Raw genomic sequence first — 1,664 nt, forward strand, 5'->3', positions numbered from 1 at the left:
GGTTTATTCAGCCAACCTCATAAAGCATCAAGGGAGCGACCCTCGATACTTCGCGGATGGTGCGAGATTCGAACTCGCGGAACGCCAAAACGACGTTCGGCGGCTTAGCAAGCCGCTGCAATCAGCCGGACTCTGCCAACCATCCAAACCGCACCCGGTTCAAGAAAACGACGTCAATGCAACCCCACGTGAGCCAACGGCCTACGCATTAATTAGTAGTAGTTGTATTGATGACAATTTCAAGGTGCGGCAAATACAGAAAACCCTGACGCCAATGGCATGCGGGGTGGATAACAATATGTCGGGAACCTGAGCCTCGCTCCAATCCCCGACAATCTATCTACACGACAGTCTACTCATACCAAGCGTTGCAACAAGCGTTGCACAGAAACCAGAAAAGGCGACAGCCCGAAAACCGTTGCAATCATTGGTGTGACACACCATGTCACGCTAATTCAAAAAAGTCTGGGAACGGCATTCACGGGCGAAACCAGACACCTAGCGGCCTTGTTTTTTATTGGGTGGGGGTACCCCTCCCGGCCCTATGTGGGCGTGTCTACTCGTTGGTGGTGGTGTCGCGCGGGTGTGTGCGTGGGCGTGCGTATGGGTGTGTGTGGGCGGCGCGTGCCTATGCGTGGTGTGTGTGGTCGTGCGGTCGTGGCGTGGCTAGCCCTATCCGTGTGGCCGTGATGTGGCCGTGTGCTGTGTGTGGTGGGTGTGGGGCTGTCCTGGCTGTTGTGTGGTCGTGCCCGTGTGTGGGCGAAGAATGATAGCAGTGTGGTGTGGTTTGTCAATCTTGGTGTGTCGTGGCTCAACTTTCGAGAGTTGAGTGTGGTGGACTCAGGTTTTGTTTTCTGATATTTATTATTGAGAATATTCTCGTTAAGCCTTTATTGGGTATATAAGGTATATACTCACGGTTTTTCGTCATGTTTCACAGGTTTCGACACGCCGGTAAACGCTAGTAATTGCAATGGTTATGGTGGTGGTTTGCGATACCGATTTGCACTCCGTATGGGGTGCATGTATAGTGATAGCTATCAACCACGGAACGACAAAAAAGGAACCACGAGATGAACACCACGGAGATTAAAGCCAAGGCCTTTAGAGCGGCGGTAGACCTGGCCACGGTATGTAAGCCCTGCACCTATGACAACGTGCTTGACCTCACGGCCATGTCCCTCGGTATCGAGATGGACGACAACGAGGAATACCCCGCCGAGCTATACCGCAAGTTTGACAACGTGTGGAATGACCTCAACAAGTAATCAGCGCGGCCATAGTGGCTAACGCTAGGGTGCAAGTCCCTAGTCGCGCACTTAGTCCCCTCTATCCAAAACTCATAGTGAGCGGCGGGTAATCAGGCGGACATGCTCATTGATAACTAAAAAGTGTTGCCGAAAGTCGGTTGTAATCTGCGTAGTGAGAGTACGTCAAACAAGGTTGCATAAATGAGTTGCGTCTACCGGCGTCTAGCCTACCGGGCTAGTGAGGATAAGAGAGCGGGTATCCGGCATGGAATTGTCCCCGCTATGGACGTTGCCACTTATGGTGGCAGACATGGAGATATCTCGATATCTTCTTGCGACGCGAGGTGCCTCATTTGAAAGTGAGCGCGAAACCGGGAGTGGTGCCTCACTGGAAGTGAGCGCGAAATCCTAGTC

The 1,664-nt window shown here is 52.4% G+C and carries 1 protein-coding gene and 1 tRNA gene; one reads left to right on the forward strand and one right to left on the reverse strand.

What is annotated here, in order from left to right; translation table 11 throughout:
- Positions 1-53: 53 nt before the first annotated feature.
- Positions 54-145 (reverse strand) — tRNA-Ser (locus AB5Z52_RS16930).
- A 928-nt stretch (positions 146-1,073) separates the two neighbouring features.
- Here AB5Z52_RS16930 and AB5Z52_RS16935 point away from each other — a divergent pair.
- Positions 1,074-1,268, forward strand: coding sequence for a hypothetical protein (locus AB5Z52_RS16935; protein ID WP_071477989.1), 195 nt, complete (start codon positions 1,074-1,076; stop codon positions 1,266-1,268).
- Positions 1,269-1,664: the final 396 nt, after the last annotated feature.

Source organism: Enterococcus sp. RTP21361st1_A6_RTP21361_211029, from assembly GCF_040910045.1.
GTDB lineage: Bacteria > Bacillota > Bacilli > Lactobacillales > Enterococcaceae > Enterococcus_D > Enterococcus_D gallinarum.